Annotated in this window: 18 protein-coding genes; 14 read left to right on the top strand and 4 right to left on the bottom strand. The window is 64.1% G+C overall.

All coding sequences use genetic code 11. From position 1 onward, the window contains the following. Nucleotides 1–119 precede the first annotated feature (119 nt). A complete protein-coding gene (locus K7431_RS22100; RefSeq protein WP_012723570.1) occupies nt 120–413 on the bottom strand; it encodes a DUF1330 domain-containing protein in 294 nt (97 codons plus the stop codon). A gap of 69 nt (nt 414–482) precedes the next feature. Between K7431_RS22100 and ribBA the strand changes: the two genes are divergently transcribed. From ribBA to K7431_RS22075, 5 genes are all read left to right on the top strand, one after another. Then, complete coding sequence (gene ribBA, locus K7431_RS22095) at nt 483–1,592, top strand: bifunctional 3,4-dihydroxy-2-butanone-4-phosphate synthase/GTP cyclohydrolase II (protein WP_012723569.1); 1,110 nt, start codon at nt 483–485, stop codon at nt 1,590–1,592. 228 nt (nt 1,593–1,820) lie between these two features. After that, on the top strand, nt 1,821–2,846 hold the full coding sequence (locus tag K7431_RS22090) for an ABC transporter substrate-binding protein (protein WP_012723568.1): 1,026 nt from the start codon (nt 1,821–1,823) through the stop codon (nt 2,844–2,846). Continuing rightward, nucleotides 2,843–3,760 carry an ABC transporter permease gene (locus K7431_RS22085; RefSeq protein ID WP_012723567.1) on the top strand — a complete coding sequence of 306 codons (918 nt, stop codon included), beginning with the start codon at nt 2,843–2,845 and terminating at the stop codon, nt 3,758–3,760. Before K7431_RS22090 ends, K7431_RS22085 begins: the two co-directional genes overlap by 4 nt. A gap of 6 nt (nt 3,761–3,766) precedes the next feature. Next, nucleotides 3,767–4,576: an ABC transporter permease gene (locus K7431_RS22080; RefSeq protein WP_010567348.1), complete on the top strand. Its 810-nt coding sequence runs from the start codon at nt 3,767–3,769 to the stop codon at nt 4,574–4,576. Nucleotides 4,577–4,593: 17 nt separating this feature from the next. Then, nucleotides 4,594–5,748 (top strand): ABC transporter ATP-binding protein, encoded by a 1,155-nt coding sequence (locus K7431_RS22075; RefSeq protein WP_012723566.1) that lies wholly within the window; start codon nt 4,594–4,596, stop codon nt 5,746–5,748. Nucleotides 5,749–5,862: 114 nt separating this feature from the next. On the opposite strand, the gene K7431_RS22070 is transcribed toward K7431_RS22075, so the two are convergent. From K7431_RS22070 to K7431_RS22060, 3 genes are read right to left on the bottom strand one after another with little or no spacing between them, the layout of a single operon-like run. Continuing rightward, entirely contained in the window at nt 5,863–6,603 is a 741-nt protein-coding gene (locus K7431_RS22070) for a PAS domain-containing protein (protein WP_012723565.1), read from the bottom strand. Next, on the bottom strand, nt 6,604–7,263 hold the full coding sequence (locus K7431_RS22065; RefSeq protein ID WP_012723564.1) for a response regulator: 660 nt from the start codon (nt 7,261–7,263) through the stop codon (nt 6,604–6,606). Continuing rightward, nucleotides 7,232–8,278, bottom strand: a complete 1,047-nt coding sequence (locus tag K7431_RS22060) for an ATP-binding protein (protein ID WP_043206208.1) — start codon at nt 8,276–8,278, stop codon at nt 7,232–7,234. The genes K7431_RS22065 and K7431_RS22060 overlap by 32 nt, the downstream gene beginning before the upstream one ends. A gap of 250 nt (nt 8,279–8,528) precedes the next feature. On the opposite strand from K7431_RS22060, the gene K7431_RS22055 reads away from it, so the two are divergent. From K7431_RS22055 to K7431_RS22015, 9 genes are all read left to right on the top strand, one after another. Further along, the gene (locus tag K7431_RS22055) at nt 8,529–8,975 is read left to right on the top strand and encodes a dimethylamine monooxygenase subunit DmmA family protein (protein WP_012723562.1); all 447 of its coding nucleotides are present in this window, start codon (nt 8,529–8,531) and stop codon (nt 8,973–8,975) included. Then, nucleotides 8,972–9,901: a PDR/VanB family oxidoreductase gene (locus K7431_RS22050; protein ID WP_012723561.1), complete on the top strand. Its 930-nt coding sequence runs from the start codon at nt 8,972–8,974 to the stop codon at nt 9,899–9,901. The genes K7431_RS22055 and K7431_RS22050 overlap by 4 nt, the downstream gene beginning before the upstream one ends. Before the next feature lie 11 nt (nt 9,902–9,912). Continuing rightward, complete coding sequence (locus tag K7431_RS22045) at nt 9,913–10,929, top strand: heme-dependent oxidative N-demethylase family protein (RefSeq protein ID WP_043205173.1); 1,017 nt, start codon at nt 9,913–9,915, stop codon at nt 10,927–10,929. 30 nt (nt 10,930–10,959) lie between these two features. Further along, nucleotides 10,960–12,090, top strand: coding sequence for an aminomethyltransferase family protein (locus K7431_RS22040; protein ID WP_012723559.1), 1,131 nt, complete (start codon nt 10,960–10,962; stop codon nt 12,088–12,090). A 30-nt stretch (nt 12,091–12,120) separates the two neighbouring features. Further along, on the top strand, nt 12,121–12,987 hold the full coding sequence (purU, locus tag K7431_RS22035; protein WP_012723558.1) for a formyltetrahydrofolate deformylase: 867 nt from the start codon (nt 12,121–12,123) through the stop codon (nt 12,985–12,987). 20 nt (nt 12,988–13,007) lie between these two features. Next, nucleotides 13,008–14,375 (top strand): NAD(P)-binding domain-containing protein, encoded by a 1,368-nt coding sequence (locus K7431_RS22030; RefSeq protein ID WP_012723557.1) that lies wholly within the window; start codon nt 13,008–13,010, stop codon nt 14,373–14,375. Nucleotides 14,376–14,377: 2 nt separating this feature from the next. After that, on the top strand, nt 14,378–16,687 hold the full coding sequence (locus tag K7431_RS22025; RefSeq protein WP_043206207.1) for a DUF1989 domain-containing protein: 2,310 nt from the start codon (nt 14,378–14,380) through the stop codon (nt 16,685–16,687). A 74-nt stretch (nt 16,688–16,761) separates the two neighbouring features. After that, the gene (locus tag K7431_RS22020; protein WP_012723555.1) at nt 16,762–18,441 is read left to right on the top strand and encodes an APC family permease; all 1,680 of its coding nucleotides are present in this window, start codon (nt 16,762–16,764) and stop codon (nt 18,439–18,441) included. A gap of 73 nt (nt 18,442–18,514) precedes the next feature. Beyond that, nucleotides 18,515–19,450 carry a bifunctional 5,10-methylenetetrahydrofolate dehydrogenase/5,10-methenyltetrahydrofolate cyclohydrolase gene (locus tag K7431_RS22015; RefSeq protein ID WP_043205171.1) on the top strand — a complete coding sequence of 312 codons (936 nt, stop codon included), beginning with the start codon at nt 18,515–18,517 and terminating at the stop codon, nt 19,448–19,450. Nucleotides 19,451–20,117 lie beyond the last annotated feature (667 nt).

The following is a 20,117-nucleotide window of genomic DNA, read 5'->3' as shown; positions in this document are numbered from 1 at the left end:
CAAAATGTGGGAGGGGGCTTGCTCCCGATAGCGGTGTATCAGTCAGCATCCTTGTAGCTGACAGACCTCTATCGGGAGCAAGCCCCCTCCCACATTTGGCCCACATTTGGCCTGATGACCTAGGGTGCCAGCCCTTCCACAATAATAATCTGCGCCACCCCTGCCCCCTCCCGGTGCCCCTTCGCCTCCTGATATTCAGCAGACGCGTAACAGGCCACCGCCTGCTCATAGCTCTCAAACTCAATCACCACATTACGCTGCCGTGACGGCCCGCCTTCCATCGCCTCGCTGCGCCCGCCCCTGGCCAGGAACCGGCCGCCAAACTTTGCAAACGCCGCCGGCGCGCGCTGGGTGTACTGGGTGTACTGCTCTGCATCAGACACATCCACATGGGCAATCCAGTAGGCCTTCATCGTGACATCCTCTTGTTGAATTTTTGTGGTATACCATAATACATACAACCAACAAATCGAGCACTCTCCATGTCCTTCAACAGCATCGCAGACATCATCGAAGACTACCGCCAAGGCAAGATGGTGCTCCTGGTGGACGACGAAGACCGGGAAAACGAAGGCGACCTGTTGCTGCCTGCGGCCTGCTGCACCGCCGAGACTATCAGTTTCATGGCCCGCGAAGCCCGTGGCCTGATCTGCCTGACCCTCACCGACGAACACTGCCAGCGCCTGGGCCTGGAACAGATGGTGCCGAGCAATGGCAGCGTGTTCAGCACCGCGTTTACCGTGTCCATTGAAGCCGCCAGTGGGGTCACCACCGGCATCTCCGCCGCCGACCGCGCGCGTACCGTGGCAGCGGCCGTCGATGTCAATGCCGGGCCGGCCGACATCGTGCAGCCGGGGCATATCTTCCCGCTGCGCGCCAAGTACGGCGGCGTGTTGACCCGCGCCGGCCACACCGAGGCCGGCTGCGACCTGGCGCGCCTGGCCGGGCACACCCCGGCGTCGGTGATCGTCGAAGTGATGAACGATGACGGCACCATGGCCCGCCGCCCGGAACTGGAAATCTTCGCGCGCAAGCATGGCATCAAGATCGGCACCATCGCCGACCTGATCCACTACCGCCTCAGCACCGAACGCACCGTGGTGCGCATCGGTGAACGCGACCTGCCGACTGTGCACGGCACGTTCCGCCTGATCACCTTTGAAGACCGCATCGACGGCGGCGTCCACATGGCCATGGTCATGGGCCAGTTGCGCCGCGATACCCCTGCGCTGGTACGCGTGCACGTGATCGACCCGCTGCGCGACTTGGTCGGCGCAGACTACAGCGGCCCGTCCAACTGGACGCTGTGGGCGGCTTTGCAACGTGTCGCCGCTGAAGGCAGCGGCGTGGTGGTGGTGCTGGCTAACCATGAGTCGTCCCAGGCGCTGCTGGAACGCGTGCCACAACTGACCCAGGCGCCGCGCCAGTTCAACCGTTCGCAGTCGCGCATCTATTCTGAAGTGGGCACCGGGGCGCAGATCTTGCAGGACCTCGGCGTCGGCAAGCTGCGTCACCTCGGCCCGCCCCTCAAATACGCCGGGCTGACCGGCTACGACCTGGAGGTGACTGAGAGCATTCCCTTCACCGAATGACGGATAACCGGTAAGGCAAAATGCTTGCACAAAGTTTGGAATACCATAATATGATATTCCATAGACCGAACGCTTCTGCCAAGTGCGCCCGCCAGGGAGAGCACCAATAACAGCCCTTGGCACGGTCGCCTTTTGGGGTCTCGATTAGAGGCTCCCGATGGACCTACTGCTCCCGATAGGCGGGCATTACCAAGCCCGCTCAATAACAAAACAAATGAGGGCGTGAAAATGGTGTTGAACAAACGTGCAACCGCGGTGCTGTTCGCGGGTTTATTGGCTACGGCCACTCACGCGGCCCTGGCAGCCGAAAGCGTCAATTTCGTGAGCTGGGGCGGTAGCACCCAGGATGCGCAGAAGCAGGCCTGGGCCGACCCGTTCAGCAAGGCCAGCGGCATTACCGTGGTCCAGGATGGCCCCACCGACTACGGCAAACTCAAGGCCATGGTCGAAAGCGGCAACGTGCAGTGGGACGTGGTGGATGTGGAGGCCGACTTCGCCTTGCGCGCCGCCGCCGAAGGCCTGCTCGAACCCCTCGACTTCTCGGTGATCCAGCGCGACAAGATCGACCCGCGCTTCGTCTCCGACCATGGTGTGGGCTCGTTCTTCTTCTCCTTCGTGCTCGGCTACAACGAAGGCAAGCTCGGCGCCGGTAAGCCTCAGGACTGGACCGCGCTGTTCGACACCAAGACCTACCCCGGCAAACGTGCCCTCTACAAATGGCCAAGCCCCGGCGTGCTCGAACTGGCACTGCTGGCCGACGGCGTCCCCGCCGACAAACTCTACCCCCTGGACCTGGACCGCGCCTTCAAGAAACTCGACACCATCAAGAAAGACATCGTCTGGTGGGGCGGCGGCGCGCAGTCGCAACAGCTGCTGGCCTCCGGCGAAGTCAGCATGGGCCAGTTCTGGAACGGTCGCATCCACGCCCTGCAGGAAGACGGCGCGCCCGTGGGCGTGAGCTGGAAGCAGAACCTGGTGATGGCCGACATCCTCGTCGTGCCTAAAGGTTCGAAAAACAAAGCGGCTGCGATGAAATTCCTGGCCAATGCCAGCAGCGCCAAGGGCCAGGCGGATTTTTCCAACCTGACCGCCTACGCACCGGTGAACATCGACAGCGTGCAGCGCCTGGATTCGGTGCTCGCGCCGAACCTGCCGACCGCCTACGTCAAGGACCAGATCACCCTCGATTTCGCCTACTGGGCCAAGAACGGCCCGGCCATTGCGACACGGTGGAATGAATGGCTAGTCAAATGAAAATGACGGCAACCACACCGACCGGGAGCGCCCTCGGCGCTACCGGCGCGGTTTCGGCCAAGGCCGGGGCGCCGTCCCTGGCGCAGCGCTGGCGGGGGTCGAGCAACCTGATTCCGGCCCTGCTGTTCCTCGGCCTGTTCTTCCTGGCGCCGCTGATCGGCCTGTTGCTGCGCGGCGTGCTGGAGCCGGTGCCGGGCCTGGGCAACTATGAACAGCTGTTCGCCAACTCGGCCTATGCCCGCGTGCTGCTCAACACGTTCTCGGTGGCGGGCCTGGTGACCCTGTTCAGCCTGCTGCTGGGCTTTCCGCTGGCCTGGGCGATCACCTTGGTGCCACGCGGCTGGGGACGCTGGATCCTCAACATCGTGCTGCTGTCGATGTGGACCAGCCTGCTCGCCCGCACCTACTCCTGGCTGGTCTTGCTGCAAGCCTCCGGGGTGATCAACAAGGCGCTGATGGCCATGGGCATCATCGATGTGCCCCTGGAGATGGTGCACAACCTCACGGGCGTAGTGATCGGCATGAGCTACATCATGATCCCGTTCATCGTGCTGCCGTTGCAGGCGACCATGCAGGCCATCGACCCGATGATCCTGCAGGCCGGCTCGATCTGCGGCGCCAGCCCGTGGACCAACTTCTTCCGCGTCTTCCTGCCGCTGTGCCGGCCGGGCTTGTTTTCCGGCGGCCTGATGGTGTTCGTGATGTCCCTCGGTTACTACGTCACCCCGGCGCTGCTCGGCGGTGCGCAGAACATGATGCTGCCCGAGTTCATCATCCAGCAGGTGCAATCGTTCCTTAATTGGGGCCTGGCCAGTGCCGGCGCCGCGTTGCTGATCTTCATCACGCTGGTGCTGTTCTACTTCTACCTGAAGCTCCAGCCGGAATCCCCGGTTGGCGCCAGCAACGCGAGGTAAGCCGTCATGCTCCTGACCCCCAATGCCATGAGCCGCAGGATGCGCTTGGGCCTCTACACCACCACCGGGTTGATCGGTCTGTTCCTGCTGCTACCGATTGTGTTTATCGTGCTGCTGTCGTTCGGCTCGTCGCAATGGCTGGTGTTCCCGCCGCCCGGCTGGACGCTGAAATGGTACGGCCAGTTCTTCTCCAACGCCGACTGGATGAACGCGGCCATGGCCAGCCTCAAGGTGGCCGTGTTGACCACCGTGTTCGCCGTCGCCCTGGGCCTGCCTACCGCGTTTGCCCTGGTGCGCGGGCGCTTCCCCGGCCGCGAATTGCTCTACGGCCTATTCACCCTGCCGATGATCGTGCCCTTGGTGATCATCGCCGTGGCGGTGTACGCGCTGTTCCTCAAGCTCGGCTACACCGGCACGATGTTCGCGTTTGTGGTCAGCCATGTGATCGTTGCTCTGCCGTTCACCATCATCTCGATCATCAACTCGCTGAAGCTGTTCGACCAGTCGATTGAAGACGCGGCGGTGATCTGCGGCGCCTCGCGCTTGCAGGCAGTGTTCAAGGTGACCTTCCCGGCGATTCGCCCGGGGATGGTGGCCGGCGCACTGTTCGCCTTTCTGGTCTCGTGGGACGAAGTGGTGCTCAGCGTGATGATGGCCAGCCCTACCCTGCAAACCCTTCCCGTAAAAATGTGGACCACCCTGCGCCAGGACCTGACGCCTGTGATCGCCGTCGCGTCGACGCTGCTGATCGGCCTCTCGGTGCTGGTCATGGTGATTGCCGCCGCCGTTCGCCGGCGTACCGAAACCCGCGCCTGAGCGCCGAGGAGAAGAACATGAGTGCAGTGATCAACGATGTCGCACAGAGCCACGGCCAACCCCTGGTCAGCCTGCGCAACCTGAACAAGCACTACGGTGAATTCGCTGCCGTGGACAACATCTCGCTGGACATCCAGGACGGCGAATTCCTCACCTTCCTCGGCTCCAGCGGCTCGGGCAAAAGCACCACGCTGTCGATGCTGGCCGGCTTCGAAACGCCGAGCAGCGGCGAGATACTGGTCAGCGGTCAATCCCTGGTCAACGTGCCGCCGCACAAGCGCGACATCGGCATGGTGTTCCAGCGTTACTCGCTGTTCCCGCATTTGTCGGTGCGCGACAACATCGCCTTCCCCCTGGCGATTCGCAAACTGGCCAGCGCCGAACGCGAAAAGCGCGTCGACGCCATGCTCAAGCTGGTGCAGCTTGAGCAATTTGCGCATCGCCGCCCTTCGCAGCTGTCCGGCGGTCAGCAGCAACGGGTCGCCATCGCCCGCGCGCTGGTGTACGAGCCACGCATCCTGTTGATGGACGAACCCCTCGGCGCCCTCGACAAGAAGCTGCGCGAAGACCTGCAAGACGAACTGCGCCAACTGCACCGACGCTTGGGCATCACCATCGTCTACGTGACCCACGACCAGGAAGAAGCCATGCGCCTGTCCCAGCGCATCGCGATTTTCAGCCACGGCAAGATCGTCGGCCTGGGCAGCGGCTTCGACCTGTACCAGAACCCGCCGAACGCGTTTGTGGCCTCGTTCCTCGGCAACTCCAACTTCCTCAAGCTCAAGGCCCAGGGCAACGCAGTGGCGTCGTTCGAAGGCCAGGCGCTGTCGATCCGCCTGACCACCGGGCTGCACACCGAGCAGGACGTGCTGCTGATGGTACGCCCGGAAAAAGCCTTGGCGCTGAGCGTCGAACAGGCCGCCGAACAACCGCTGGCGGCGGGCTGGAATGAAGTGTCGGCGATTGTCGGTGAAGTGCTGTTCCTCGGCGAAAGCCAGACCTGCACCGTGAAAACCCTGGGCGGCACGTCGATGACGGTCAAGGCGCTGTCCGCTGCCGGCATGCCGCTCAAGGCCGGCGACCCGGTGCGTGTGCGCTGGGCGACGGCGGATGCGTGTGTGTACACGGAGTGGGCCGAAAGCGACCTGAACAAGGCCGCTGGCGCGCATTGAATCCCATGTGGGAGGGGGCTTGCCCCCGATAGCGTTGTGTCAGTTAAAGATGCATTCACTGACACTCCCTCATCGGGGGCAAGCCCCCTCCCACATTTGAAGTGCGTTTATCCGTCAACTCTTGCGCTCGAAAATCGCTCCCTCGATCCCCAGCACTTCGCGGGTATCGGCATAGATCCCCACGCCCTTCTCCCACACCTGCTTGATCGACTGATCCGCGCAGCGAATCTGGTAATTGAGCTCGAACGGCTCCTGCCGTGACAGCGCGTATTGCACCTCGCGCCACACATAGTCGGCATCCTGCGCCAGGATCAGGCTGTTGTAGGTGAACTCATGGTTGTCCACCAGGCGCTCGGCGGGGTAGCCGGTGAGTTGCAGGCAGCCCGCGCTGACGAATTCCATGGTCCAGTCGCGGTTGTTGCGGCCGCGATAGATCAGGCCCGGCATGCTGTCGAGCAAACTCATGCTGCTGCGCTGGCTGGCCTGCAAGGCGATTTCGCGGCGTTTGTGGGCCGTAACGTCACCGGCCACCAGGTAGAAACCTTGGGGGCCGCGCTTGAGGCTGATGTCAAACCAGCGCAATTCGCCGCTGGGGTGCACAAAACGCAGGCGCTGGTTGAATGAGGTGTCGGGGCGGCGGCGCAGTTCATTCAAGGCCTGGCGCCATAGCGGGCGGTCTTCCTGGTGCACGTAGTCCATCAGGTTACGCTCCGCGCCGTGCGGGCCCATCAACGCGGCCCAGGCCAGGTTGGAGTGGGCGATCTGGCCGTTGTCGCGCAGTTGCACTAAGGCGGCGGGAAAGCAATCCATCACGTCCATGGGCGGCGCCGCAAATGCTTCGGGGCTGTCCCTCATCTAGTGGCGCTCCTCGTGTTTCATCAAGGCGCCGCTGTGCACCCAGGCCGCCAGCTCCAGGCGCGAATGCAGGCCGAGTTTCTGCAACAGGCTGCGCACGTAGATTTTCACCGTGCCGTCGCTGATCCCCAGTTCGCGACCGATCTGTTTATTGCTCATGCCGGCGGCGATCAGCGCCAGGGTCTGGCCTTCGCGCTCGGTGAGGTTGCCGCTGTCGATGGGGTCGCACGACGGCGACGGCTCAGCCTGGTCGGCGAGCAAGGCAATCAGGGTCGAGTCCAGTACGATCGCGCCCTTGTGACAGTTGCGCATATACGCCAGCAACGCATCCGGCTCGGTTTCCTTGAGCACATAACCGCTGGCACCCAGGCGCAAGGCCGTGAGCAACTCGGCGCGGTCCGGGGAGGCGGTGAGCACCACCACCTGGCAATCCAGGCGCAACTGGCGCAGTTCGTCCAGTACCTGCAAACCGCTGAGGCCAGGCATGTGCAAATCCAGCAGCACCTGTTGCGGCGTCAGGCTCACGGCCAGGTTGATGCCCTCGCGGCCGCTGGCCGCCTGCCCCACCACTTCGAAGTCGCCGCTGGCATCGAACAACTGCGCCAGGCCCTTGCGAAACAACGGGTGATCATCGATCAGTAATAAGGTCGTGCAGTCCATCGAGACTCCCCTGTGGCAGATCGTGGTGGCGACGCAGGCCAAGGTGCACACGCACCCCGTGCGGGCGGATCGCCTCTATGCTCAGCCGTGCACCGATGCTGGCGGCGCGCTCGCGGATAATCGCCAGGCCGAAATGGTTGTGCTCGTCGCAGGCCGGGATCAAGCCGATACCATCGTCTTCCACCGACACCGAGGCGTCGCCCTCCTGGGTCTGGCGCAGTTCGATCCGCACGTGGCGCGCGTGGGAATGCCGCACTGCGTTGGTCAGGGCCTCGCGGATGATCTGCAGGATCTGCAATTCGGTTTCCGGGCTCAGGGCGTCGTCGGCCAGGCGGTTGTCGAGTTCGAAGACAATGATGCAACGCCGCGAGAACTCCGCGACCGAGTCGGCCAGGGCCTGGCGCAGCGAGCGCCCGTCCATGGTCAGGCGCGCACTGGTGATCAGCTCGCGCACCTGGCGTTGCAGTTGGCTCAGGCCGGTGCACAGGTCCTGCAGGGCCGGCTCGCCCAGTTGCGACTGCAAGCCATGGGCCTGGAACGACAGGTAGCCCAACTGCTGCGCCACCGAATCGTGCAGCTCACGAGCCAGGGCGCCGTGTCGGGAAGTCGCCTGTTTGCGCTGCTGCTCACGGTTGTGGCAGCGCAGGCGTACGGTCACGCCTACCGCCTGCGCCGCCTCCTCCAGTATCCGGCGCCAACTGGTACCGGCCCGCCGAGGGGTGTCGAGCAGCAATGCGCCCTTTTCACCCTCGGGCAAGGCGCACACCAGACGGTGCACGCCCCTTTGCCGGCAAGGTCCGCAGGCTTGGGGAGCGTCCGTCACGCTGGCGTCGCGCCAGGGGCAGCGCGCGACGGCCTGGCAGCCGTCGACCGCCCCTCGCCGCGTCGGGCCCAGGTCTTCGCCGCCGAGGATCAGGTTAAGCCTGGCAGGCGGCAGCAGTGCGTCGAAACGGTCCAGGAAACCCGACAAGGCACCGTCAGCGTGCAGGGGCAACCCGGCCAACAACCTGCGCACGCTGCGCGCCTGTTCGGGGCGTACAGGCCCCAACCAGAGCGGCCAGCCTTTTGGTCGTGTCAGCACTCTTTGATAACTCCCCGTCCGGTTGCTCTGCATGGTCAAGAAGCCCAGCAACTTCCATGCCCCGAATGGCCGGCGCACAAGGCTTATCTCCAAAGGCATAGCCCTTTTTCCAGATTGAGAAGATTTTCCCCATAGGAAAGTATCTCTCCCAACAGGAAACAAAAACGCACCGTGGAGAGCCCGCATGACGCCTACCCGCAGCCGCCCCATCGTGGTGATGCAATCCGCCGCCGCCCGCGCAGCGTTCATCAGCGAACTGCACATGCCCGTGCTGTTGAACGGCGAACACCCTGACTTTGCGCGGCGCCTGCAACACGCGTTGGCCAGCGCCACCGTGGGTTGCCGGCTTTACCTGCTGGGCGACGAAGCCTTTATCTGGCGTGTGCACGGCGAGGCCCGTGCCGCGGGCCTGGAAGACGACGAGATCGACATGACCTGCACCACGCCGGGCCTGCGCCAGGTGTATTGCGCGCACTGCGGCCTGACCCAGGCGGCCGGGCCGGCGCCGCTGTTGAACTGCATCGGCTGCCACGTCGGGCTGGAGGTCCGCACGCATTTTTCCCGGCGCCTGGGGGCGTACCTCGGCGTGTGCATCAACCCTGACCAGCCCTACGCGGGGTTCCAGCCATGAGCGCGGCCCTCAACGTCCAGGTCAGCGCAGCACGCATGCTCACGCCCGTCGTTCGCGAATTCACCCTGACGCCCGCCACGGGCAGCCTGCCCGGCTTCTCGCCCGGCAGCCATGTGCAGGTGCACCTGCCGCTGGCCGAAGGCACGGTGCGCAACGCCTATTCACTCACCAGCGACCCGGCGCACCCCCAGCACTATCGCATTGCCGTGCGCCTGCAAGACGCCTCGCGCGGTGGCTCGCAGTACCTGCACAGGCAGGTGCAGGTCGGCGACACCTTGCAGATTTCGCCGCCGGCCAATCTGTTCGCCCCTCATGGCACCGCGCGCCTGCATATTCTCATCGCCGCCGGGATCGGGATCACGCCGTTCATGGCCTATATCGCCGCAATGGAACAACAGCAGGCCGACTTCGAACTGCATTACCTGTTCCGCCGGGGCCTCAGCGACGTGTATCTGGACGAGCTGCAACACCGCCTCGGCCCGCGCCTGCACGCCTACGAACGGCGCCCGGACCTGAACCCAATCCTCGGCAACCGGCCGCTGGGCAGCCACGTCTACACCTGTGGTCCGCAGCCCTTGCTCGAGGCGGTTGAGCAACACGCCACACGCCTCGGCTGGCCGCTCAAGCGCGTGCATTCGGAAGCCTTCAAGGGCGCACAACCCGGCCAGCCGTTCGACCTGCACCTGCTGCGCAGCGGCCGACGCCTGCGGGTCGAGGCCGAGCAAAGCCTGCTCGAGGCCCTGGAACAGGCCGGCCTGCAAGTGCCCAACCTGTGCCGTGGCGGGGTCTGCGGGCAATGCATCACGCGCCACCAAGGCGGCGCCATCGAACACCGTGACAGCTTCCTCAGCCCGGCCGAGCAGGCCGACTTTCTGATGCCCTGCGTCTCGCGCGGCAGCGGCCCCTGCGTTTCGCTGGACCTATAGGAGTGAGTGCCATGCCCCTGCAAACGAGCCCCGTGCTGAGCTATCGCGACGATTTCAGTTTTCGCAACAGCCCGGCAGCGATCCGCCGTTTTCCCTTTCCCTTTACCGAGGACAGCTACCTGTACTCGGTGAACATCGAACCGGCCATCTCCCGCGACCCCGGCTCGATCTATGAGCACGCCTTCGACATCGACGAGCACTACCGCTCGGAAATGGCCGAGCGCGCCCTGGTGTTGGACAAGGACCCGCGCCGCTACCTGGTGATGCCACACATGCAAGTGGCCGCCTGGGATGCACTGCAGATGATCATGGAGCACCTGGCTACCGACTACCCGCAGTGGTTCAGCCTGGTGCAAGACGGCGAGCGCTGGCAGTGGCGCAACCACCTGCTGGACATCGACCAGCCCTTCATCTTCGGCGATGCCACCAGCCTGCCCTGCGCGCCGCTGGAGTACATCGGCCGCCAGGTGCAGGGGGATTTCGCCCTGCTCGACCAGCGCGACGGCGACCTGTACATGGACGCCGGCCTGGTCACCAGCCCGGCCGACTGGTCGTTGGCGTTCGACGCCGGCATGAGTTTCAAGCAATGGCACGCACCGGTGCCCATGGCCCATCAGATGGGCGTGTTCGAGCGCGCACTGAAGTACCTGCTCAACGTGCAGGTCGGCCAGCCGGTACGGCGCTTGAACTGGACCCTGACCATCAACCCGCGCCTGGATTCGTCGCCGGAAACCTTCCATGAATGGGGCGCCGATCGCGGCCAGATCACCGCCCAGAACGTCGGGCAGCAGATACACCTGCGGGTCGAACTGCAAGTGATGGCGCGCCTGCCGCGCAGCCACGCGGTGATGTTCAGCATCCGTACCTACCTGATCAGCCTGGACGAGCTGGTCACACAACCCGGCTGGGGCTGTCGCCTGCACCGCGTGCTGCGCGACCTGCCCGACCCCATCGCCGACTACAAGGGCATGACCCGCTACCGCCACACGCTGGTCGAGTGGTTGAGCCAGTTCGACCCACAGGCCTGACGCCCCCTCTTCTACGACAAGGAACCTCACATGACCCACTCATGGCGTATTTCTGCATTGGCCGAACGGCACCGCGCCCTCGGCTCGAATCTCGAAGACTGGAACGGCATGGGCACTGCCTGGACCTACAGCAGTGACCTCGCCGACCACCACCAGGCGATCCGTACCCACGCCGGGTTGATGGACGTGTCGGGGCTGAAAAAAGTCCACTACGTGGGCCCCCACGCCGAGAGCTTGTTGCAGTGGGCCACCACCCGCGACATCGCCAAGCTCTACCCCGGCAAATCGGTCTACGCCTCGATGCTCGATGAGGACGGCAAGTTCGTCGATGACTGCATCGTCTACCGCACCGGCCCCAACGCGTTCATGGTGGTGCATGGCGCCGGCACCGGGCATGAAATGCTTGTGCGCTCGGCCCAGGGCCGGCAAGTAGCGGTGCTGTTCGATGACGACCTGCACGACCTGTCGCTGCAAGGTCCGTTGGCGGTGGATTTCCTCGCCGAACACGTGCCCGGCATCCGCCAACTGGCGTACTTCCATCACCTGCAAACCCGCCTGTTCGACCGCCCGGTGATGATCTCCCGCACCGGCTACACCGGCGAGCGCGGCTACGAGATTTTCTGCAAGGCCGCCGATGCGCCGTTCCTGTGGGACAGCATCCTTGAACAAGGGGCGAGCCTGGGGATCATCCCCTGCGCCTTCACCGCCCTGGACTGGTTGCGGGTGGAAAGCTCGCTGATGTTCTTCCCCTACGACAACTCGCAGATGTACCCCTTCGCCGACCAGAAGGCCGGCGACACCCTCTGGGAAATGGGCCTGGACTTCACCGTCTCGCCCGGCAAGCACGCCTTCCGTGGCGCCGAAGAACACCTGCGCCTGCGCGGCCAGGAGCGTTTCAAGATCACCGGCGTGCTGCTTGAGGGCGTTCGCGCCGCCGAGGCTGGCGACACCTTATGGCAAGGCAATCAGCAAGTCGGCGTGATCACCTGCGGCATGTATTCGCGCCTGAGCAAACGCTCGATGGCCATCGCGCGCATGAGCGTCGCCTGCTCAGAACCCGGTATTGCCTTACAGGTACGCGGCAGCCTTGAGGCCAGCGCCAGCACCCACGCGCTGCCCTTCGACGACCCGCAAAAAACCAAGCGCACGGCCAAGGGCTGAGCCTTCCTTCACTGAATTCAGGAGCCTTCGATGGACGCCTCCCGCGAACATTACATCCTCAAGATCACCTGCCCGGCGGCGTCCGGGATTGTCGCCGCGATCAGCGCGTGCCTGGCCCAACAGCAGTGCTACATCAGCGAGCTGGCGCAGTTCGACGACGAGTTCACCGGGCAGTTTTTCATGCGCGCGGTGTTCCGTTTCAACACCGGCGTGAGCGGCGACATCGGTGCCCTGCGCAACGGCCTCGGCGACCTCGCCGGTGGCTTCGACATGCACTGGCAGTTGTTCAGCTCACGCCAACCGACCCGCGTGCTGCTGATGGTCAGCAAGTTCGACCACTGCCTCACCGACCTGCTCTACCGCCACCGCAAGGGCGAGATGGACATGCACATCACCGCCGTGGTCTCCAACCACCTGGACCTGCGGGCGATGGCCGAGCGCGAAGGCATTCGTTTCATCTACCTGCCGATCACCCAGGACACCAAGGCCCGCCAGGAAGCCGAGCTGATGCGCATCGTCGAAGACACCCAGACCGACCTGGTGGTGCTCGCACGCTACATGCAGATCCTGTCCGACGGCCTGTGCCAGCAACTGTCGGGCCGGGCGATCAATATCCACCACTCGTTCCTGCCCGGTTTCAAGGGCGCCAAGCCCTACCACCAGGCCTATGACCGTGGCGTCAAGCTGATCGGCGCCACCGCCCACTACGTCACCAGCGACCTGGATGAGGGCCCGATCATCGAGCAGGAAATCCAGCGCGTCGACCATACCCACTTGCCCGACTCGCTGGTTGCCATCGGCCGTGACACCGAAACCGTGGCCCTTTCCAAAGCCCTGAAATACCACCTGGAACACCGGGTGTTCATCAACCAGGACAAGACAGTGATCTTTCGCTGAACCCTTCAGGAGGCACGCTCATGACCCTACGTGTTGCAATCATCGGCGCCGGCCCGTGTGGCCTGGCGCAACTTCGCGCTTTCCAGTCGGCCCGCGACAAAGGTGCCGCCATCCCCGAACTGGTGTGCTTCGAGAAACAGCAGGACTGGGGCGGCATGTGGAACTACACCTGGCGCACCGGCCTCGACGAGAACGGCGAGCCGGTGCACGGCAGCATGTACCGCTACCTGTGGTCCAACGGCCCCAAGGAATGCCTGGAGTTCGCCGACTACACCTTCGAAGAGCACTTCGGCCGGCCCATCGGTTCCTACCCGCCGCGTGAAGTGCTGTGGGACTACATCAAGGGCCGCGTGGAAAAGGCTGGCGTGCGCGACTATATCCGCTTCAACAATGTGGTGCGCCAAGTCACCTTCGACGCACAGAGCCAGCGCTTCACCCTCTACGCCCACGACTACACCAGCGACACCTTGACCTGCGAAGCATTCGACTATGTGATCAACGCCTGCGGCCACTTCTCCACGCCCAAGGTGCCGTACTTCGAAGGCTTCGAACAGTTTGCCGGGCGCATCCTGCATGCCCACGATTTTCGCGAGGCGCTGGAGTTCAAGGACAAGGACCTGCTGATTATCGGCAGCAGCTATTCGGCCGAGGACATCGGCTCGCAATGCTACAAATACGGCGCGCGCAGCATCACCAGTTGCTACCGCAGCGCGCCCATGGGCTATGCCTGGCCGGATAACTGGGAAGAAAAACCGCTGCTCCAGCGCCTGGAAAACAACCGCGCGTACTTTGTCGACGGCAGCAGCAAGCACATCGACGCGGTGATCCTGTGCACCGGCTACAAGCACCACTTCCCGTTCCTGCCGGACGAACTGAGCCTCAAGACCGACAACCGCCTGTGGCCGATGAACCTCTACAAGGGCGTGTTCTGGGAACCCAACCCCCGCCTGATCTACCTGGGCATGCAGGACCAGTGGTACTCCTTCAACATGTTCGACGCCCAGGCCTGGTATGCCCGCGATGTGATCCTCGGGCGCATACCACTGCCCGGCCACGCTGACATGGTCGCCGACAGCCAAGCGTGGCACGCACGGGAACAGGCCCTGGAAACCAACCAGCAGATGTTCGAGTACCAGGGCGCCTACATCCAGCAACTGGTGGACGCCACCGACTACCCGAGTTTCGACATCGCCGCCGTCAACGAAACCTTTCTGCACTGGAAGCACGACAAGGCGGAAAACATCATGGGCTATCGCGACAAGTCCTATCGCTCGCTGATGACCGGCACCCAGTCGCCGCCGCACCACACGCCGTGGTTGCAGGCTCTGGATGACTCGATGGCGGCCTACTTGGGAGAGCCCACGACCCCCATCAAGTCGGTCGGCTGATGATGAATGCACCCCGTGTTTCCCATCCCCGAGAGCCCGGGCTGTTTGCCCGCGCGCCGAACCTGGAACGCTACCGCGTGGCCGCCGGCGGTGTGACCCTGGTCGACTTGCAGCCCGGCGACAGCCTGCACGTGATCGACGTCGAAGGCCGGCAAACCTGCACACTGCTGGCCCTCGACGCTGGCGGTCGCAGCGCGCTGGCAAGCTGGGGGCTGAACGCGTCAACGGCTTGCCGTGTGCCTGGGCGTATCGGCCAGGCGCTCCGGCGGCGCGGCATCGACGCACAGGCATTGCCGCTGGCCGCCTCGCTATGGGACGCCGACAGCCCGCCCGGCCACAGCCGGCAGTTTGTCGCCGAGGACGCGCTGCTGGTGATTGTCACCGCACCCGCCGAGGCTACGGCCGTCGACCGGCAATACCGGCCCAGCGAGCTGCGCCTGATAGTGACGCGGGCCAACCCGTCGCCGCTGCTGGTGCCCGCCCTGCCCGAGCCGTTGGGCGATGTACTCGACGAATTCACCCTGCGCGCGGGCACGGCCCACAGCTACACCGTCGCCAAGGGGCAGTACATCCAGGTGCTGGACGTCGCGGGCCGCCAGTGTTCGGACTTCGTCGCCCTCGACCGGCGAGCCCTGGATCGCGGCGTGGAACTGGACCTGGACCAGACCGTCACGCGCACGCTGAACGGCAGCGCGTATCCAGCACCGGGGCTGTTCTCGAAGTTTTTCGACCGCCATATGCAACCGATGCTGGAGGTGGTGCAAGACACGGTCGGGCGCCACGATTCATTCGCCCTGGCCTGCGCGGCGCGCTACTACGAAACCCATGGCTATTTCGGGCACGACAACTGCAGCGACAACCTCAGCCGCGTCCTTGCGCCCCATGGCGTGCAGGCGCGCAACGGCTGGCCGGCGATCAATTTCTTCTTCAACACCGGCATCGATGCGCACCAGCAGATGACCCTGGATGAACCCTGGTCGCGGCCCGGCGATTACGTGCTGCTGCGGGCCATGAACGACCTGCTGTGCGGCAGTACCTCGTGCCCGGATGACATTGACCCGGCCAACGGCTGGAACCCGACCGATATCCATGTCCGCATCTACAGCGAGAAGGAGCGTTTTTCCATCGCCATGAGCACTCGAACCACGGCGGATGCCGACCCGATCCTCACCCGTGAGTCCGCGTTCCACTCACGCACCCGCGCCCTCACCGGCAGCTTCACCGACTACCGCAATTGGTGGCTGCCACTGCGCTACGACGGTTACGGCGTGACTGAGGAATACCTCGGTTGCCGCGAACGGGTGGCGGTGATGGACCTGACCGCCCTGCGCAAATTCGAAATCATCGGCCCCGACGCCGAAGCCCTGTTGCAGTACTGCCTGACCCGCGACGTACGGCGCCTGGCGGTGGGCCAGGTGGTGTATTCGGCAATGTGTCACGCCCACGGCGGCATGCTCGACGACGGCACCCTGCTGCGCCTGGGCCCGGACAACTTCCGCTGGATCTGCGGCGAAGACTACGCCGGCGTGTGGTTGCGCGAGCAGGCACAGAAACTGGGCATGAAGGTGTGGGTCAAGTCGGCCAGTGAGCAGATTCACAACCTGGCGGTGCAAGGGCCGCTGAGTCGCGAGCTGCTCAAGCAGATGGTCTGGACCCCGCCCACGCAACCGAGTGTGGAAACCCTCGGCTGGTTTCGCTTCCTGGTCGGTCGGCTGGACGGTTTCGACGGCTGCCCGTTGATGATTTCGCGCACCGGCTACACCGGCGAACTGGGCTTTGAGGTGTGGTGCCAGCCCGAAGACGCCGTACAGGTCTGGGACCGCATCTGGCAACTCGGCCAACCCTTGGGCCTGGTGCCCCTGGGCCTGGAAGCCCTGGACCTGCTGCGCATCGAAGCCGGGCTGATTTTCGCCGGCTACGAGTTCAGCGACCAGACCGATCCGTTCGAGGCCGGTATCGGTTTCAGCGTGCCGCTCAAGAGCAAGACGGATGACTTTATCGGTCGCGACGCCCTGCTACGGCGCAGCGCCCACCCCAGCCACAAACTGGTCGGCCTGCACCTGAGCGGCAACGAGGTCGCCCACCACGGCGACCCGGTGTACCAGGGCCGCGCCCAGGTCGGGGTGATCACCAGTGCCTGCCGCTCACCGCTGCTGGCCAGCAATATTGCGCTGTGCCGGGTCGACGTGAGCTGCGCCGAGCCCGGCACTGAACTTGAGATCGGCAAAGTCGATGGCCTGCAGAAGCGCATCAGCGCCACGGTCAGCGCCGCGATTTTCTACGACCCGGACAAAAGCCGGGTGCGCAGCTGATCGTCCCGAAACGGGAGTGCCAGCGCATTTTGACTGCCCCAACCTAACCGCTATTCAGACATGGGAATACGAAGATGGAAGCGACGACGTTCGAGGCTGTACCGCAGGCTGCCGGCTCGGTGGGCAGCCTGCACCGCAAGATCGATTGGCGCGGGGCATTCTGGGTCGCCAGTGGCGTACCCGCGCTGGTGCTGTTCTCCATCGGTGCGATTGCCGCCACGGTGGGCAAACCGGCGTGGATCGTGTGGATCGTGTCGATCCTGTTCGGGTTTATCCAGGCCTTCACCTACGCCGAGATCGCGGGGCTGTTCCCGCACAAATCCGGCGGCGCCTCGGTGTACGGCGCGGTGGCCTGGGTGCGCTACAGCAAACTGATCGCACCGGTGTCGGTGTGGTGCAACTGGCTGGCTTGGTCACCGGTGCTGTCCATCGGTTCGGGGCTGGCGGCGGGGTATATCCTCACGGCGCTGTTTCCCGCCGATGCGTTGATCAACACCTGGCAACTGACCCTGCTGGACCTGGGCTGGGTGAAAAGCGGCCTGTCGTTGCGCATCAACGCGACGTTCGCCATTGGTTTGTTGATTTTGCTCACGGTGTTTGCCGTGCAGCACGGCGGCATCCTGCGCTCAGCACGGCTGACCCTGGTGCTCGGCGTCACCTCGTTGATTCCGCTGCTGCTGGTGGGCGTGGTGCCGTTGTTCACCGGGGATGCGACCCAGGCCAACTTCCTGCCGCTGTACCCCTTGGCCCACGACGCAGCCGGGCAAGTCATCGATGGGCCATGGGATATGTCCGGCTGGTCATTGATGGCCGGCGGGCTGTTCATGGCGGCGTGGTCCACCTACGGCTTTGAAACGGCGGTGTGCTACACCCGCGAATTCAAGGACCCCAAGCGCGACACCTTCAAGGCGATCTTCTACGCCGGCCTGCTGTGCATCCTGGTGTTCACCCTGGTGCCGCTGGCGTTTCAAGGCAGCCTCGGGCTGGGGCAACTGGTGACGCCAGCGGTGCTCGATGCCAGCGGCGCAGTCGTCACGCCCGCGGTGTACAGCGGCCTGCTCTCGCCGGCGATCTACAGCGGCATGGGCGTTGGCCAGGTGATGGCCGACAGCATCGGCGGCGGCAAGGTGGTGGCCAATATCGTATTGATCATGCTGGTGCTGGCGACGTTGCTGGCGATCATGACCTCGATGTCCGGCTCGTCGCGAACGTTGTACCAGGCGTCGGTGGACGGTTGGCTGCCCAAGTACCTGGGGCGCACCAACGAACATGGCGCGCCGACGGCGGCGATGTGGACCGACCTGTCGTTCAACCTGCTGCTGTTGCTGATGTCGGACTATGTATTCGTGCTTGCGGCCTCAAACGTCAGCTACATCATCTTCAACTTCCTCAACCTCAATGCCGGCTGGATCCACCGCCTTGACCGCCCCGACTGGGTGCGCCCGTACAAGGCCCCCACCGTGCTGCTGGCGGCCGGCGGCGTGCTGAGTTTCGTCAACCTGGCCTGCATGGGCCTGGGCGCTGACATCTGGGGCGCGGGCACGCTGGTCACCGGTTTGTTGCTGGCGCTGCTGATCCTGCCGGTGTTCTGCTACCGCCACTATGTGCAGGACAAGGGCCGCTTCCCCGCCGCCATGCTCACTGACCTGTATATCCAGGCCGATGACGGCCAACGCCGCGCCGGCTGGCTGCCCTATGCCACGCTGGTCGCCGGTGTGCTGGTGGTGTATGCCTGCCATCAACTGGTAGCCTGAGCCTTCTGGCCTGCCTATGGCTGAGGGATTCTTATCCCTCAGCGCCTTGATTCCCCAGACAACGGTGACGCTTTTGACCAGTTCTCTCCCCACGCTTGCCCGCGATATTGACGGCAAGGCCATCTCTGCGCGGGTGCTCGATGAGGTTCGCGAAGAGGTCCTGCTGCTTGCCTCACAGCAGATCTACCCGGCCCTGGCAGTATTGCTGGTGGGCGACGACCCGGCCAGCCACGTCTACGTGCGCAATAAACTGCTGCGGGCCAAGGACGTCGGGATTCGCTCCCTGGAATACCGGCTGCCGGAGGATGCCAGCCAGACGCAGGTGCTCGACCTGCTTGCCCAGTTGAATGCCGACACATCGGTCAACGGCATCCTGGTGCAATTGCCGCTGCCGGCGCAGATCGACGAAGCGGCGGTGATCCACGCGATCGACCCGATCAAGGATGTGGATGGCTTCCACCGCGAAAACGTCGGCGGCCTGGTGCAAGGCATCGAGGTGCTCACGCCCTGCACACCCAGCGGCTGCATGCGCCTGCTGCACGAAACCTGCGGCGACTTGAGCGGCTTGCACGCGGTGGTGATCGGTCGTTCGAACATTGTCGGCAAACCCATGGCGACCTTGCTGTTGCAAGCCAACTGCTCGGTCAGCGTGGTGCACTCGCGCAGCGTCGATGCACCGGCGTTGTGCCGCTTGGCCGACATCGTCGTCGCCGCCGTGGGCCGACCCCAGTTGATCGACGCCCGTTGGCTCAAGCCCGGCGCAGTGGTGATCGATGTGGGCATCAACCGCATCACGACCGAGACCGGCACGCGGTTGGTGGGGGATGTCGATTACGCCAGCGCACGCACCGTGGCCAGCGCGATCACGCCAGTGCCCGGCGGTGTGGGGCCGATGACGATAGCCTACTTGCTGAAGAACACCCTGGTAGCGAGCCAGCTGCAACGCAGCAAGGCAAATGAGGGAGGGAGCTTGCCCCCGATGGCCGTGGCTCAGCTACAACCAAGCTGACTGACAGATCCTGTCGGCGCATAAGCTTTTCTACAATGGTAACCACGATGCGAAGCGAGCCGCCCTTGATCTTGCTTTAGATCTTGATCTTGATCTCAGGCGCCCCGTCAACCACGCTGGCCGGAATTCGATATTGATTTGGGGGGTAAACCGGCAGGGATGCCGGTTTAGCCGCCCCGCGCCATGGATGGCGCGTGGCGGCGGCCCCCCAAATCAATGTCGGATTACGGGCACACCGAGCCTGGGCGAGGTGCCGAGTGGTGGGGCGAAGGCTTTTTGCTTACTTTTGGGCCTCTCCAAAAGTGAGTCGCTGTAAAAGCGAAACCATAAGCAGCCGTTACCGCAGCAACGGATATGTACTCATTCCACTCCAGCATCCTGGTCGGCTGTCAGGCCGCCAGCGGGAGCAAGCTCCCTCGCCACAGGTTCAGCGCCATACCCAGAGTGGTGTAGATACCGAGGCCTCGATGGCGCTGAATCAGTCACCTGATGAATCGGCTGACACACCGCTATCGGGGGCAAGCCCCCTCCCACATTTGCATCGCGGTCTAACCGTTAGATGCCGCTCGGCTGTCAGGCCGCCGGCGGGAGCAAGCTCCCTCGCCACAGGTTCAGCGCCATACCCAGGGTGGTGTAGATACCGAGGCCTCGGTGGCGCTGAATCAGT

This window comes from Pseudomonas fluorescens group sp. (genome assembly GCF_020093335.1).
Classification (GTDB): domain Bacteria; phylum Pseudomonadota; class Gammaproteobacteria; order Pseudomonadales; family Pseudomonadaceae; genus Aquipseudomonas; species Aquipseudomonas petroselini.
Note: the sequence above shows the minus strand (reverse complement) of the source record. Positions and strands in the feature narration are given on the sequence as shown.